At 54.2% G+C, this 15,393-nt stretch carries 15 protein-coding genes; 4 read left to right on the forward strand and 11 right to left on the reverse strand.

Annotated elements, in window-relative coordinates:
* Positions 1–254: 254 nt before the first annotated feature.
* Positions 255–509, reverse strand: a complete 255-nt coding sequence (locus JYE49_RS11140; RefSeq protein WP_093957418.1) for a hypothetical protein — start codon at positions 507–509, stop codon at positions 255–257.
* A gap of 155 nt (positions 510–664) precedes the next feature.
* Here JYE49_RS11140 and JYE49_RS11145 point away from each other — a divergent pair, with 155 nt between their 5' ends.
* Positions 665–1,714 (forward strand): helix-turn-helix transcriptional regulator, encoded by a 1,050-nt coding sequence (locus JYE49_RS11145; protein WP_093957417.1) that lies wholly within the window; start codon positions 665–667, stop codon positions 1,712–1,714.
* Positions 1,715–1,899: 185 nt separating this feature from the next.
* Here the strand turns inward: JYE49_RS11145 and JYE49_RS11150 are convergent, their stop codons facing one another.
* The 7 genes from JYE49_RS11150 to JYE49_RS11180 form a co-directional block, all read right to left on the reverse strand.
* On the reverse strand, positions 1,900–2,820 hold the full coding sequence (locus JYE49_RS11150) for an ABC transporter permease (RefSeq protein ID WP_093957416.1): 921 nt from the start codon (positions 2,818–2,820) through the stop codon (positions 1,900–1,902).
* On the reverse strand, positions 2,817–3,719 hold the full coding sequence (locus JYE49_RS11155; RefSeq protein ID WP_093957415.1) for an ABC transporter ATP-binding protein: 903 nt from the start codon (positions 3,717–3,719) through the stop codon (positions 2,817–2,819). Before JYE49_RS11155 ends, JYE49_RS11150 begins: the two co-directional genes overlap by 4 nt.
* Before the next feature lie 360 nt (positions 3,720–4,079).
* A complete protein-coding gene (locus JYE49_RS11160) occupies positions 4,080–4,514 on the reverse strand; it encodes a DUF3021 domain-containing protein (RefSeq protein WP_093957414.1) in 435 nt (144 codons plus the stop codon).
* Positions 4,515–4,516: 2 nt separating this feature from the next.
* A complete protein-coding gene (locus JYE49_RS11165) occupies positions 4,517–4,951 on the reverse strand; it encodes a LytTR family DNA-binding domain-containing protein (protein ID WP_093957413.1) in 435 nt (144 codons plus the stop codon).
* An 18-nt stretch (positions 4,952–4,969) separates the two neighbouring features.
* Positions 4,970–5,416 (reverse strand): flavodoxin family protein, encoded by a 447-nt coding sequence (locus JYE49_RS11170; RefSeq protein WP_093957412.1) that lies wholly within the window; start codon positions 5,414–5,416, stop codon positions 4,970–4,972.
* A 117-nt stretch (positions 5,417–5,533) separates the two neighbouring features.
* Positions 5,534–6,283, reverse strand: a complete 750-nt coding sequence (locus JYE49_RS11175; protein ID WP_093957411.1) for a transposase — start codon at positions 6,281–6,283, stop codon at positions 5,534–5,536.
* A 126-nt stretch (positions 6,284–6,409) separates the two neighbouring features.
* Positions 6,410–7,552 carry an RCC1 domain-containing protein gene (locus JYE49_RS11180; protein ID WP_143754500.1) on the reverse strand — a complete coding sequence of 381 codons (1,143 nt, stop codon included), beginning with the start codon at positions 7,550–7,552 and terminating at the stop codon, positions 6,410–6,412.
* A 171-nt stretch (positions 7,553–7,723) separates the two neighbouring features.
* On the opposite strand from JYE49_RS11180, the gene JYE49_RS11185 reads away from it, so the two are divergent.
* The 3 genes from JYE49_RS11185 (at position 7,724) to JYE49_RS11195 (ending at position 11,364) form a co-directional block, all read left to right on the forward strand.
* Entirely contained in the window at positions 7,724–8,182 is a 459-nt protein-coding gene (locus JYE49_RS11185) for a GNAT family N-acetyltransferase (protein ID WP_093957409.1), read from the forward strand.
* Positions 8,183–8,252: 70 nt separating this feature from the next.
* Positions 8,253–10,202 carry a VanW family protein gene (locus tag JYE49_RS11190; protein WP_093957408.1) on the forward strand — a complete coding sequence of 650 codons (1,950 nt, stop codon included), beginning with the start codon at positions 8,253–8,255 and terminating at the stop codon, positions 10,200–10,202.
* Positions 10,203–10,476: 274 nt separating this feature from the next.
* Positions 10,477–11,364 carry an MBL fold metallo-hydrolase gene (locus JYE49_RS11195; RefSeq protein WP_093957407.1) on the forward strand — a complete coding sequence of 296 codons (888 nt, stop codon included), beginning with the start codon at positions 10,477–10,479 and terminating at the stop codon, positions 11,362–11,364.
* A gap of 180 nt (positions 11,365–11,544) precedes the next feature.
* Here JYE49_RS11195 and JYE49_RS11200 read toward each other — a convergent pair whose 3' ends face one another.
* Genes JYE49_RS11200 through JYE49_RS11210 form a run of 3 tightly spaced genes read right to left on the reverse strand, consistent with a single transcriptional unit; the run spans position 11,545 to position 15,187 of the window.
* Positions 11,545–12,777: a hypothetical protein gene (locus JYE49_RS11200; protein ID WP_093957406.1), complete on the reverse strand. Its 1,233-nt coding sequence runs from the start codon at positions 12,775–12,777 to the stop codon at positions 11,545–11,547.
* Entirely contained in the window at positions 12,765–14,684 is a 1,920-nt protein-coding gene (locus tag JYE49_RS11205) for a hypothetical protein (RefSeq protein WP_093957405.1), read from the reverse strand. Before JYE49_RS11205 ends, JYE49_RS11200 begins: the two co-directional genes overlap by 13 nt.
* Before the next feature lie 5 nt (positions 14,685–14,689).
* On the reverse strand, positions 14,690–15,187 hold the full coding sequence (locus JYE49_RS11210; RefSeq protein WP_093957404.1) for an RNA polymerase sigma factor: 498 nt from the start codon (positions 15,185–15,187) through the stop codon (positions 14,690–14,692).
* Positions 15,188–15,393: the final 206 nt, after the last annotated feature.

Here is a 15,393-nt window from a genome sequence, read left to right on the forward strand (position 1 = left end):
ATGTTATTCACACGGCAATGCAGAATTCAGAATGCAGAATGCAGAATGATATAAACTTCAACCTATGCAGCATGTTGGACAATCAACATGCTGTTTTTTGATGCGCACCGCCAGGCGGAATGTGACAGAGGGACAGACCAACTGTCATCATTCCGAAGGAACGTGACAGTTGGTCTGTCCCTGCTGTCACGTTCCGTTTCTGCGCTCCGCGGTCGAAATAATTCTGAATTTGTAAAAACTCCCTTTGGGCCTTTTTACACTATTTCCCAGAACATGGTGGCGATTTCAAACTCCAGGTCCGCCTTGGCGCAGGCCATGATGGCCTCCTCGCTGGGGCCGGCAGTCTCCTTGCCGCAGTAAGCCCCGCCGTAGGGATTCCACATTTCCTGCTCCTGCTTCCATTCCTTCCGGAAGTCTGCAATCTTCTCCCGGACGTTCGCGATCTTCCTCTCCGCCATATTCAGCACGCTCCTCATATTTCCGGTTCTTCCGCTGATCCTGTATTCCATGACTGCCACCTGTCCTTTCTTTTTTTCTGTTTCCCTCGGTTCATGTACATCATAGCGTAATAAATGTTGCAAATTTGCCCCATTTTTGCTAGAATCCAAAAAAGTTAAAATTTTCGTAATTTTTTTGTTGGAGAAAAGAAAGGGTTGTACAGGACATGAACAACCAGAAAAAGTATCTTCACTTTCAGCTGATCCAGATCCTGAAGGAGGAAACCGACAGCGAACATCCCATGCGCCAGAAGGACCTGGTGCAGCGCCTGGGCGTGGACCGGGGCACGGTCAGCCGCGCCCTGGGAGACCTGCTGGATGACCCGCTGAGCAGCCGGGTCCGCTCCGTCAACCTGGAAAAAGAGCCGGAAGACGGGGACGAGGACAAGCGTTCCTATCATTCCAATGTTTACTATGACCATGAATTCTCCACCGCGGAGCTGCGCTGGCTGATCGACGGTATCCTCTTCAGCCGCAACGTGCCCCATGCCCAGCGGGACGAACTGATCGGAAAGCTGATTGCCCTGGGCGGCCGGCAGTTTCGCCAGACTCGCTCCATGGCAAAAGTCCGCCTCCTTTCCGGCGACGAACCGACGAACAAGGAACTGTTCAGCAATATTGAACTGATCAACAAAGCCATTGAGGAGCAAAAGAAGATCTCCACCATCTACTGCTTTATGGGGCCGGATTTCACCCTGGAGCCCTCCGCCTCCTCCTCCAAAGGTCCCCAGATCCTGAATCCCTACGCCATGGTGGTGCGCAACGGCTTCTATTTCCTCATCTGCAGCAACAACAAATACAACAGCCTGACCCATTACCGCATCGACCGGATGACGGAAGTGAAAATCCGGAAGGAGCCGGTAAAACCCATCCGGGAACTGGAGGGGTTCAAAGCCGGCTTTGATATCCAGGAATACATGAGCCACAACATCAACATGGCCTTCGGCAAGCCGGAACGAGTTACCTTTATTGCCAAACCCAAGGCCGTGAGGGAGATCATCGACGCCTTCGGCCGGGGTGTGACCTTTACCCGCCGAAAGGACGGAGACCTGGACTGCGTGGTGTATGTACCGGAATACGATATGGAGCGCTGGGTGCTCCAGTTTGGGGATATCGTAACGGTCACCGGGCCGGAAACGCTGTTGGAGAAACTCAGGAAGTATTCTATGATTCTCGCAGAAAAGTATGCAAAAGAGGCTCCTGCGGAGCCCCAATGAATAAGAGTGTCATTCCGACCGGAGGCGTAGCCGTAGTGGAGGAATCCCTTACTATATTTCTATTAAGGGATTCCTCGACTTCACTTCGTTCCGCTCGGAATGACACTTTTATGCTTCATACAGCATTTAGGATAAGTATTACTATCAGGCTTATTCCACCTTACTCATGATTCTCTTATGAATGATTACTTTTTCTTATAGTTCTTGGAATAAGTGTATACCATCACAATCAGGCTGAGGGTGAGGATAGCCAGGACGAAGGAAAGCATGGCCGTTGTGTTCAGGCTGCTGCCGAACATATCCGCCTTGAAGGTGAAGACCTCCTTCAGGACCTGAACGAACTCGCCCTGGTCCAGGCCGCCGATGCCGTTGTCAATGTGGCCCAGCACGCCGCCCAGCAGCACATTCCGGAGCAGGATGGTGATATGGCTGGCCGGGAACAGGTTGCACACCGTCCGGACCCCGCCGGAGAACTGGGAAACCGGGATATAGGCGCCGATCACAAAACCGGACACAGCGGACAAAATGCCGAAGAAGGCGGAAGACGCGGAGCCGGAGCGGAAGAACAGCACAATGTTCATGAACAGGGCGGTGGAGGAAACGCAGCCCAGGGCAGTCACGCCGTAGGCGCCGAGGATGCCACTCAGGCCCAGGTACAGGTTCCCCCGCAGCTGCAGGATCACCAGACCCGCGGTGAGGATCACGGAGGTCATCACGATGGCGGACAGGGCGGAAGCGGTGAAGTAAGCCAGCACGATCTGTCCCCGGCTCACCGGTGTTGCCAGGATATCCTGGTCCACCCGGGTTTCCCGGTCGCTGGTCACGGTGCGCAGGCAGCTGAAGGGCACGGTGATTGCCGCGGATCCGAGGATGCCCACCAGGAGCTTGATGTCCGTGAACATCTTCAGGTCATCGTCCATCACCAGTTCCCGGACCATCGGCATTTCCGCCAGCGCCTGGTTGATCGCGTCCACAAAGGTATTCCGGAGGAACAGCAGATACAGGACAAACACGATAACGGAAGTCAGCAGCGAGAAAAGGATCGCCTGCCTGTCCTTGAAATAAACCAGCATGTTGCGCTTTGTCAGTCCCAGATACATCTTCATACTGCCATCTCCCTTCCGGTCAGGTTAAGGAATACGTCATCCATGGTGCCCTTGAGCACTTCATAATCCGTGATCTGCTCCCGGTTCCTGTAGAGGAAGTCCGTCACGGAATCCGCGTAGTAAACGTTGTAGTGGTCCGCCTCGTAGGTCCAGACGCAGCCATCCAGCAGGCTGCTGCGGGCTTCGTTCTGTTCCGCGTACCATACCAGCTTCGGGGAGGTATGGCGGCTCTTCAGCTCCGAGGGAGAGCCGGAGGCAATCACATGCCCCTTGTCCAGGATAACCACCCGGTCCGCTTCCGCGGTTTCCTCCATGTAGTGGGTAGTGAGGAAGATGGTCATGTTCTGCTCTTCCCGCAGCTTCCGGATGTGATTCCAGATCATCCGGCGGGACTTGGGATCCAGGCCGGTGGTGGGCTCATCCAGGAAGAGGATCTTCGGCTGGTTGATCAGGGCCCGGACGATGTCCACCCGGCGGCGCTGTCCGCCGGAGAGCCGGTCGTACTTCCGGTTCCAGATCTCGTTCAGCTCAAAGCCTTCCATGAAGGGCTCGATGCGCTGCAGAACCTGCTTTTTGTTCAGGCCGTAATAGCTGCCTCGGGTGAAGAGGTTTTCCTTCACGGTCAGCTCCCGGTCCAGCACCGAGTTCTGGAACACGATGCCGATCAGGTTCCGGATCGCGTCATCCTCCCTGCCCAGCTCGTGATCGTAGACCTTCACGCTGCCGGCGGTTTTATCCAGGATCGTGCAGAGGATGTTGATCGTTGTCGTCTTCCCCGCGCCGTTTTCCCCCAGCAGGGAGAAGAACTCTCCGCTGCCGACTTCAAAGGAGATCCCGTCCACCGCGGTATGCTCTTTATACTTTTTCATCAGGTGATCCACCGTAATTGCCTTGTCCATCCTCAGGCCTCCTTCTGCTTGGTACGGATGTACCCTAACAGAAAAAAAGGCAGAAAAAAAGAGCAGATCGACCAACATGCATTTTCATGCGACCAACCTGCATAACTAATTCAGAATTCAGAATTCAGAATTAGCTAAACCAAGACGCGTTGGATTATCCAAAGCGTATAGGTATCATTCCTGTATGCATCCGGGGAGTAAACAGGTACTCCTTACATCCAAACTGTCATTCTGAACAAGGGCACTTGTGCCCGTGTTGAAGAATCTCCTCCGGAGATATAAATCATCCATTCAAAGGAACATCATTTGTCAAAAGATCTATCTAATTCTGAATTCTTAATTCTGAATTCTGAATTGAGTTTATTCCTCGTCCCGGATCTCGTTTATCGCCTCATTGATTTTCTTTTCATCCGCCTTGTTCATCCACAGGGAACCGAGCCAGACGAAACCGTAAATCAGCACATACATGCCGCCGATCACGGCCAGTTCCCCGGCGGTTTCATACCAGCCGAAGAGATAACCGCAGCCGGCCACCACCAGGAACAGGAAAAGGAAATGGAGCACAATCCGGAGCCTGGACCGGGAGACGCTTTTCCCCTCGTCCTCCAGGAGAAACAACGTCGCCAGGGAACACAGGAAGCCGGTCAGGATAATGGACAGGGGAATATACCACTGCCACCGGAGCATTTCAGCGCCGGTATTCAGATGGTTAATCAGGCCCTGTACGCCCACGCCGAACAGGATGCCGGTGGAGATCATCAGCGTCTGGCTGAAAATAATTTTCCACTTCTTCATGCTTACACCCCCAGCTTCTCCTTCAGTTCCTTCACATAGCCCCGGGAAATAATGATCTGTTCCCCGTTCAGCAGCTCCGCCCGCATCCGGCCGTTCAGCTCGCTTTTGACGGAGCGGATCTTCCGGATATTGACGATCATCGCCTTGGCACTGCGGAGAAAGCGGCTGTCCAGCAATTCTTCCAGCTCATACAGCCGGTACTTCGTCTCATAGCAGCCGCCCTTGGTATACACAAAGGAGCGCTTGTCCACAGACTCAATATAGTAGATCTGGTCCGTGCGGCACATCATGGTTTTGCCTTCCGCCTGGACCGGCACCGTCCGGCACTGGTTCTCCAGCAGGTCCACCGCGCTCCGGATACTGTCCGTAAGCTCTGCCACCCGGATGACGGCGTTTTCCTCCTCGTCCGGGTGAATGCGCTTTACCTCAACCTTCATTGTGCTTTTCTCCGATGCTTATTGCTGCGGCAGTTCTTCATAGAATTTCACGGCGGCGCTGATTTCCTCCGCGGTGGGATGATCCTTGGCGATACCGCCCACCAGCTTGAAGGGGCCGAAGGTGTCAAAGCCCTGGCACCAGTAGGAGCCGATCAGCGTGCACTTTTTCGCCTCCACCACCTGGCGGATCGTCTTCAGGAAATCACCCTTCTTGGCGCCCTGGGTATAAATGAGGAAGACGTTCTTCCCCTCCGGCAGGCACTCCTGGGCAAAAGCCAGCACCTGTTTCGCGTAGCCGCCGTAATAGATGCCGGAGGCCAGGCCGATCCTGTCATAGCCGGACAGATCCGCCTTCTGCACTTTGGTCACGTCAATCAGGGTAACGTCGTTCTTTTCCGCGATGGCGTCCAGCAGTTTCCGGGTATTTCCATGATGCTCGGAATAGAAAATGATTGCAGTTTTCATAGCTTCTTCCTCCCTGCTCAACAAGACAAGGGGACGGTTCTTTTGTCTTGTTGCATTTCATTCATTCTTTGATTGAGCAAGACAAAAGAACCGTCCCCTTGTCTTGTTCCCTGGAATTCATCCACGCCTGACCCATTCAATAACAGCCTTGCTGATCCCAGTCAACCGAGAAATCTGACGGATAGACAAACCAGCCTTCAACGCTTTTTTTATTGCTTCATCACGTCTCTGTTTCGGCCAGCCTTCAATTTCCTGTACGTGCTCACATTCACAGACTTTGCACAATTTACTGATCGCATCCCGATCCGTCATTCTTCTTCTGTACGATTCTTCCAGATGATCCTCTTCACAATTTCCGTTTACAAATGTAAGAAGTTCATTACCGCTCAGATCAGTATAATAGCTTATATCATCCGTCAGAGCAAACTCATCTTTTACTCCTGCACATCCAAGCCAGCGGTATTCCATCGGATTGCGGCTCAGCCCCGCCTTCACAGGGTTCTGGCAGATATATCGCAGCACATCCAGAAAATATGCTGTCGTTTCTACCGGTTCACTCCTGTACCGATCCTGAAACAGATGTCCCAGTAAATCATATTTTTCATTATAGTGATATACATAAGACACTCCAAGGCGCTTAATTACAATCTCAAGTGGCTCTTCTTCCTCTTTTATCAACAAATGAACATGGTTTCCCATCAGGCAATAGGCATATAATTTGAAACCGCTTGCTTTCTTGGCGCGTTTCAGACTCAGCAAAAAGCCAAGATTGTCCTGGTCGTCAGCAAACAGGATACGTCTGTCAGCGCCCCGCATCATCACATGATACAGGCCGGTCGATGATTTTCTTCTCGCTTGTCTGGCCATAGCGGTATTCTCCTTTCACCCAGTCAAAAAAATGATATGAAACCCCTATTGCTTTGTCAAGGCGAACAAAATAAAAAAGCAAGACAAGGGGACGGTTCTTTCCCCTTGTCTTGTTGCTCAGTTTGCTCAGAACACATGATCCCCGGCGAAGACCAGGGAGCCGCTGCTTTTCACGCCGACGCAGTAGTCCCGGCCGGTGCCGAGATCCATGATATCCGACCAGCCGGAAACGTCCGGCGGGTTTGCCCCGGCCATCCCGGCGGAAAGCACCGTGCCGTCCCGTTTGAGGCCCAGCGCCCAGTTTTCCCCGATGACAATTTTCGCCATGTCCGTCCAGGAGCCAATCAAATCAGACAGTTCCATGGGCGCTGCCAGCACGGTGCCGTCCTTCCGGACCGCCGCGCAGGCGGAACGGACCTCCCCGTCCTCCGTGAAGCGGCAGGAGGCCGCTTCCAGGCTGACCACATCCGTCCATTTCTCCCAGTCCGGTTCCGGTTCTTCTTCCCCGTCCTGCTGCCAGCCCGCCGCAAAGACCCTTCCGTCGTCCGTAAGCAGCAGGAGCCTGCTGGCATTGTCCGCCACCGCCGTCACATGGGACAGCTGTTCCGGACCGAGATCCTCCGGGTAAATCCAGTTCAGGGTACTGTCACCGGTTTTCAGCTGGTAATCCGTGGTGATCTCCCAGACCCGCTGTTTTCCGCCGGCGGTATAGATCCTTTCCGTATGGTTTTCCCCGTCATCCGCGGAATGGTAGCAGGTGCCGTCCCGGCCCACAGCATAGCAGGACTGTCCGTTCGCGCAGACGCCCACCTGCTGGATATCGCTGAGGACCTTTGCCCATCCGCGCAGATCCTGCCCGGCATTTTCCCCGGACTGACCGGCCTGTTCCACAGTGCCGTCCGTCCGCAGGGCGAGCATGCCCGCATCCGAGGCAGCCACGGACTCCACTTCACGCCAGAGGGAGTCTCCGGCGTCAATGAACTCCGCCCGCATCCAGCCTGTATGCTCTTTTTCCGTTCCGTCCTCATTCACGCCCGCTTTGGCGTTGATCTCATACCACTTTTTCCCTGCCCGGTCCATCCGTACGTCACGGATCCATACGCAGGTACCCTTCGGCAGGCGGTCCATAATGGTGCCGCCCATGACCCCTCTCAGCGCCACATCCCGGGCATTTACAAAGCCGAAACCCAGCGGTTCCGCCAGGGAAGATGAAGCAATCGCCAGGATGAAAATCAGGAATATCAATAAAACTTTCACAGTTCGTTTCACAGTCATGTCCTCCGTCACGCTCCTTTACAGGAGCGTTCCTGCTATCCAACGAATCCGGATCCGGTTTTCTTCCGGAAACTTTTAAGGCTTGCGAACAAAGGGTTCGGGACATATAATGTTACAACGCACTTTGCAGCGGCAAAGTGTATTATCGAAAGAGAGAAACACCCTATGCAATACAAGTACGCCACAGCCGACGATATGGAACTGCTGATCCGGAGCCGGGAGGAGACCCTCCGGGCTGTCAACCGCCTCCCGGAGGATTATGCCTTCAGCGAGGAGTTCCTGGAAGCCAGCAGGGAATACTTCCGGGAAGGGGACCAGACCACTGTGCTGGCCCTGGAAGAAGGCCGTATCGCAGGCTGCGCCACGATGTGCTATATCGACATGATGCCGACCTTTTCCCATCCCTCCGGCCGGAGAGCTCACCTGATGAACGTTTATACCCATCCGGATTTCCGCCGGCAGGGCGTCGGCCGCACCATGGTTTCCATGCTGATTGACGAATCCCGGGACAGGGGTATTACGGAGATCAGCCTGGACGCCACAGAAGCCGGACGGCCGCTGTACCGCACCCTTGGATTCAGGGACTCCGACGAGTGTATGGTACTGGAACTGAATCAGGAGTAAAATAGAGGAAGCCGGAAGGTTCCGGATTCGTTATCATAACGGAAAGAAAAATTGATCCGGGAGGAACAGTATGAAAGGCCAGGAACAGAACCGCGGGAGAACGCAGAACCCGCACGCCGCCGGTCCAAGCCAGGGGTTTGTTCCGCCTGCCGCTGTCCATAACGTCCCGCAGAAGGAATCCCAGTGGTACAATCCCGCCCGGCAGCAGGAACCGCTGTCCTATTACACCCAGCAGAATTCCCAGGCGCAACAGATGCAGCAACCCTCGCAGGGCCGCCATACTCAACCGGCGCAGCCCCCGCAGGGATATCCGCAGCAGCAGTCCCGGCAGGGTTATTCCGCCCCAGGGCAGCAGCAACAGCCGCCCCGGGGATACTATGCGCCTCCGCAACAGCAGCAACCCCCGCAGGGATACTACGCGCCCCGGCAGCAGCAACTGCCTCCGCGGCAGAATCAATACGTCCCTCAGCAGCAGGCTCCGCAGGGTTATTATCCCGGACAGCAGGGACCCGCTGTACCCTACGCCCGGCCCCAGCCGCCCAAGCCCCCGAAGAAGCCCGTCAAATTCCTGCCCATCGCGATCCTTGCGGTACTGATTATCGTGGCCGCCGTCCTGGGCGCCAACGGCATTCATACCGCCAGGGAACAGGCGGCCGAGCAGGCGGCTATACAGCAGAAGGCGGATATGATCCAGGCCAAGGTAGAACCCTACCGCGACCGTTTCTGCCCCGGGGTTTATGTGAACGGCATTGACCTGGGCGGCATGACCTATGAGGAAGCCAAGAGCGCCGTGGAGTCCGGCATCCAGGCCCAGCATGCCGACTGGAAAGTCACCCTGACCTACGGCAGCAATCACGCCGATATTACCGCGTCAGACCTGAACTTCACCGTGGACGTGACCGGCGTACTGAACGAGGCCATGCAACAGGGACACAACGGCAGCGATGAACAGCGGTATAACGACATGCTGCAGCTGGAGCAGACGCCCTACCGCACCTCCACCGCCCGGCCCTCCGCCGGCAACACCCAGCGGATCGACGACCTGCTGGCCATCATCAAAAGCTCCATTGACCGGCCGGCCCAGGACGCCTATGTGACCCCGGACCAGGAAAACATCAACGCGCCCTTCCAGTTCTATGACGAGGTGAACGGGCTGACCCTGAACACCGCCCCCATCCGGGAGTGGATCTTTGAAAAGCTTTCCACCATGGAAAACGGCACCTATGAGATTCAGCCCGATCAGGTGCAGCCCTCCGTCCGCAAGGCGGATCTCATGCAAAAGTATTCCCTCCGGGCCTCCGCCACCACGAAAATACATACCAGCTCCACTGAGGACCGGAACAACAATATCCGCCACGCCCTGTGCGACTTCGTGAACGGGTATAAACTTGCGCCGGGCGAAACCTTCAGTTTCAATACCGTCGTGGGATACCGGACGGCGGAACGGGGCTTCTATCCCGCGCAGGAAATCGCATACGGAAACTATGTGGAAGGTTACGGCGGCGGCGTCTGCCAGGCCAGCACCACCCTGTACCAGGCAGCCCTGTGCGCCGGCCTGCAGATTGTGGAACGCAAGGCGCATTCCGAAAAGGTCCGGTATACGGAGCTGGGCCTGGACGCCACGGTCTACATGGAGAAAGGTTACAAGCATAACAAGGACTTCCGGTTCAAGAACAACACAGATGGGGATATCTACATCTTCGCCACCGTGGAAAAAGACCCGACAGAAAAGAAAAAGAACCGCCTGCGGACACGGGTGGACATCTACGGTCCCTACATGGGCGACGTTCATTATGAGCTGCAGTCCACGATCATTGAAACCCTTTACGCCGAACCTGAGTATAAGAAGGACAAAAAGCACGAATACACCACTTATCCCGGTGAACTGTACCTGTATTCCGAAGGCCGCGAAGGCTACAAGGTGAACGTATACCGGACAAATACCGTCAACCAGCAGTCTGAATGGCTGTATACGGATACATATGAAGCGAAGAAAGCGGTCTACTACGAAGGCGTGTGAGAAATCTCACACGCCTTCGTTAATTCATAATTCATAATGAGTTTGTCTGTATCCTATATGCCAAACCGAGCACCAGGCTGTCATTCCGAACGAAAGCGGATGCTGGAGTCGAGGAATCCCTTGATATAGAAACCCATACCTGCAGTAAAATACTGAATATACTTTTTCTACGGTTTGTCAGTTCCGCTTTGGTTCCCGGGAAAGTATAATAGTTAAAACTGCTGTTTGAAAAAGTTGTCAACAGATACGTCCCCCTGACAACACGGAGGTATATATGGAGAAGAAGATTCCGTATTTCATGGCTGAGGAGATTGCCGAAAAGAGCTGGATGATCACCAACGCGTTTGTGGAGAACTCCTATGCCAACTGCTACCTGATCGAGGGCGAAGACTATGCCCTGCTCATCGATTCCATCCTCGGCATGGGCAACCTGAAGACCTTCTGCGAAACCCTGACGGACAAGCCCATCCGGGTAGCCAACACCCACAGCCATTCCGACCATGTGGGCGGCAATTTCCACTTCGACCACTGCTATATGCCGGACCGAGATATTGCTTCCTTCCAGGACTGCGTGGGCGTCAAAAAGGAACAGGTCATGGAAATCGCCAAAAAGACGGCCCTGCCGGAATACAGGGACCTGATCGAGCCCGACGATAATTTCGTTGACTGGAACGCCATCAAGGTCTACCCGATTTATGACGGGGACATGTTTGACCTGGGCGGCCGGATCATTGAGGTGGTGGACGTGGGCGGCCACACTGCCGGCGAAGTGGTATTCATTGACCACAAGTCCCGCATCGCCTATTCCGGCGACGCCTGCAACGGCAACACCCTGCTGGAGTTCCCGAATTCCCTGCCGATTATCTCCTACCTGCGGAACCTCCTGCACCTGAAAGAACACCAGAAGGAGTTCGACAAAATGTACGGCGGCCACGAGATCTTCGACGCCTCCATCGTGGATGAGGCCATCGAAACCGTGGCAAAGGTGGTGGCCGGCACGGACGATAAGTGCGAGCGTCCCGGTATGATGGGCGGTACCGTCTTCTATGCCGCCGAAAAAGTGAAGGACGGCTATCCCCGGGTGGACGGAAAGCACTTCAATATGAGCTATGTTCCCGAAAAGGTGGCTGCCCCGGAGGAGACAAGACAGATCATCAAATAATTCATAATTCACAATTCATAATTCATAATGATTCCGATATGATTGCAGAACAGTGTACTGACTAACGGTACACTGTTTTTTCTGTCATTGAACACCCTCCATTCGGGTGCAAACTCTATATAATTATGAATTATGAATTAAGTCCGGCAGAGCGATATGTTGCTCTGCCGGACAAATAATTTACAGCTCTGGAATTTTTACAAACACATCATCATGACTGTCCATCTCTTTCATATAGTCCCTGTTTTCCGCTTCAAACGTGCCGAATCCCCACAATCCGTTCTCTGTAGTATACAGATCGAATCTCCCGATTCCCCTCACGTTTTTCCGATCAGCCAGCCGCGGCAATTCTTCCTTCTTCAGCACCAGTTCAGTGGTACCCAGCTCATTGCCTTCCTCGTCCATCCACAGGAATGTATGGGGAACACTCACGCTGTCATTCGTATCGTGCAGCTTCTCAATTTCAGCCACCAGCTTACCGTTATGTCTCGTAAGTCTTCGGGTCCACAGATCGGGTTTGCCGTCAAAGGCCGTCGTATTTTTCCAGAGCAGACGTCCGTTGGCACTGAACTTAACGACTGCATATTTGCAGAACTCCGTATAGCCGTTCGGATCATGAGGACCGGTTTCCTGCAAAAGGCCCAGATAACCGCCGTCATCCGCCTTTACCAGGTCCATCAGTCTTCCTTCTTCTGCTCCTTCCAAAGTAAGAGGCAATGTCGTTTCCCAGAACAAATTACCCTGAAAATCCATTTTCATGATCCGGGCGCACTTTCTTAATCCAGGTTCAGCACCCGCAAACACCAATCCGTCTTCTTCCTCAATCAGGATACTGGCACCATCAATCAGATTATTTTCGCCTTCATACTCAAGAATCAAATTGCCGTCCCAGTCATAAAATCTTTCATACATTCCGCCGCTGGACGGCATGGCAAGAATCCACAGGAAGGAAGGTGTAGCTTCTTCCACATTGCTTTCAATATCTGAAAACACAATCTCTTTACCGGTCGGTTGCCCGTCCTGGGTAAAGAATTTCAGTTTCCTGTCCAACGGATTCTGATACGGAGAATTGTCCAGCACAGTTCCGATAGTTCCGTCCTTCAGCACCGCCGCGCCCCAGAACCTGCAGCTACCTTCCTCCGGATCAACATAATCCCAGCTCACGGTCATATCCGGATTCATACACAGCAGCCGCGCCCTGGAATCCGCATAGTTGCCTACCGTGCCCATATTCCCGGAAAAGAGCAGCCGTCCGTCCGGCAAGGTGCATTCATAATACATGCAATCATATCCGTCAGTACTGATATCCACTACTTCATTCGCCAGGGCGGAACCCGCCAGCAGTGTCAAGCACAGGCACAGCAGCAGCGTGCACCCCAGCAATCGCGTCATTTTATCTTTCATTTTTGCCATCTCTCCCTGTCCTCCTTCGGGTTCCGCCAACTCTTATCGGTTTCTGATCCCATAATCGTCCCGTCCAGAGCTACCCGGAAATTCATATTATCCAGCCTGCCGAAGGTCTCCTGTTCCAGCTCCTCATCCGGCCGGGTCAGGAACACGCGGTAATAGATCAGGCCGCCGGGCCGTATCAGCCCCGGATGATCCGGGATTGTCTGTTCCTGTACCAGGTTTGTCACCGCCGTCCAGCCATCCAGTGCGTTCCCGGGCATCTCCCAGGCCTTGCACACTTCCATCCGGACCAGCTTCTCCGCTTCTTCAGCGCTGATCTCATGTCCGTCCTGCCTGCGCTGCTTCGTATTCTCTTCTGAATGAATATTGTATTTCCGAAGCATCCGGTTCGCCAGCATGGTGTTTTCTACGCTCCGGTTTTCCTCTTCGCCCAGCAGCGTACGCATCATATCCTTCACATTCAATGTGGAAGCATAGCCTTTGGCGCCGAAAACCTCCGCCACAAAAGCGTCTGTCTCCTGCTCCGTCGGGTTGGTCTTCCACCAATAGGCATGATCCGCCTGCAGCCCGCAGGTCCGGATTTTACTGACCAGCTCCTGTTTCTTTTCCGGGCTCCAGTTGATATACCAGCCGCTGTGCTGTTCCGTATCCGCGGCGAATTCCAGCAGCTGCCATTCCAGCGTCCGGTCCTTCTCCAGGTAGCTTACGGAGCCTTCCACCTTACCGGTGGCCATGTTGACCAGGACGCCGTACTGCAGCTCCACGGCAACGTCATAATGGGTATGGAAGTCAATCCGGTACAGCAGGCCGTCTTCCGCTCCGGTTCCCATGTAGATGAAGTCATAGAACCATTCCTTCAGGTTCGCGTCGGTCACACCGTACTTCGTCTTCACTTCCGCTTCGGCCAGGTCCAGGGCCTGTCTCATGGTAATTTTCTGCACCGGTTCCACCCAGTTCAGGTATTCCAGGCGGAATGCTTCCTTGTCCAGGTCCTCAACGCGGGTATGACCGTATTCGTCCACCAGCATGGAAGCGCGGTATCCGCCTTCTGTCTTTTCAATGGTATATCCCGCCTTTGCCGGGGTCATATCCTTCCGCAGGTCGGTGGCCTTCTCCATGGACTCATCGCTGACTTCCCCGGAGACAGTCCACATGCGGTAGGTTTCATCCCATTCCACCTGGGGCACCATGGCCTCCACAGCCTCCGCATCCCACTGCCAGCGCCAGTAGTCCGTCATCTGGTCCTTCAGGGCCTTCACGGCATATTCCTCATTGATCACAGGCTTCTCCGGCAGGGTATCCGGCACGGTTTCAATCCCGATCTCATCCCGCAGGTAATAACCCAGCGCGTCGGTATAGGCCTGCATGCCTTCCCGGCTTTCATCCCAGTCCGGATGCTCCGCCAGATACCGTTCATAGAACACCAGCAGCGTATCGGGCGCCAGGCCCAGGCTGTCCTCCTCCACAGGAGCGTTATAGTAAAGGTTCTCCCGGATCACTTCACCGTAAGTATTGTTGATAATCCGGTCCGCGGCGGCTTCCCTTTCCTCCTTTGCCAGGGTTTCATTGTTGGCTGCGGTATACAGTTCCTCATCTATCTCAAAATTGCATTCCTTCATGGTGCCGATAAACTGAAGCTTGTCCTCCAGCTGCCAGCGTTCCAGCACGCCTTCCCGTTCCATCTCGGCAACTTTCGCGTAATATTCATGCACCAGTACACCCACCGCGACACCCACAACGGAAATCAGCAGCAGCGCCACGGCGATCACAACGCCAAAGGACACTTTCGTCCGCTTTTTCATCTCTTCTCCTTTCACGATTTGCCGAACCATCCGGTTCTTCCAGTAATCGGAAGGCTGACAGCCCGTGACCGAAGCATCCAGGGCGCGGTATAATTCATTTTCCTTCATTTCTCTCAGCCTCCTTCCAGTTCAAGTTTCAGCAGTTTCCTGGCCTTTTCCAGGCTCCGGCTGACCGAGGCCTGGCTGATGCCCAGGGTTTCCGCAATCTCATTCGTTCTCATCCGGTTCCAGTAATACAGAATCACGATCTGCCGTTCCCGGAAGGGGAGTTCCTTCACCATGGCGAGGATTTCCCGGTCCGCAGGATCCGGTTCCGCAATCTGGATTTCATCCAGATCCGCCTTGTGGTCTATATGCTTCCACCACCGGCTGCGGTGATAGTCGTGGCACAGGTTTATGGCCACGCGGATCAGCCAGGCTTTTTCACTCTCCCGACGGAATCCTCCGCTTTGCCATGCCTTGAGGAAAGTTTCCTGTACTATATCCTGCGCCATCGCCGTATCACCCAGCGTCAGGCGGCATAAACCCAGCAATATACCTGAATAGGCATCCACCAGGCGGTTCAGTTCCTCTTCGCTCATGGAGCCCGGTACCTGGGTCTCCTTTCGCATATGCCCCGCCTCCTCACTTTCCGGATTATCCGTCTTCCCCGGGGCCGCCGGATATCCGTTTTTCCGGGCCTTTCCTCGCCCGTTCACTTATCAGACGGAAAAAGATAGTTTTTTTATTCATGCAGAATAAAAAAACTGTATAATTCATAATTCATAATTCATAATGATTGGAATGTTATACCAAAGCACAACACCGATCATCCGGC

The sequence above is a fragment of the Aristaeella hokkaidonensis genome (assembly GCF_018128945.1).
GTDB lineage: Bacteria > Bacillota > Clostridia > Christensenellales > Aristaeellaceae > Aristaeella > Aristaeella hokkaidonensis.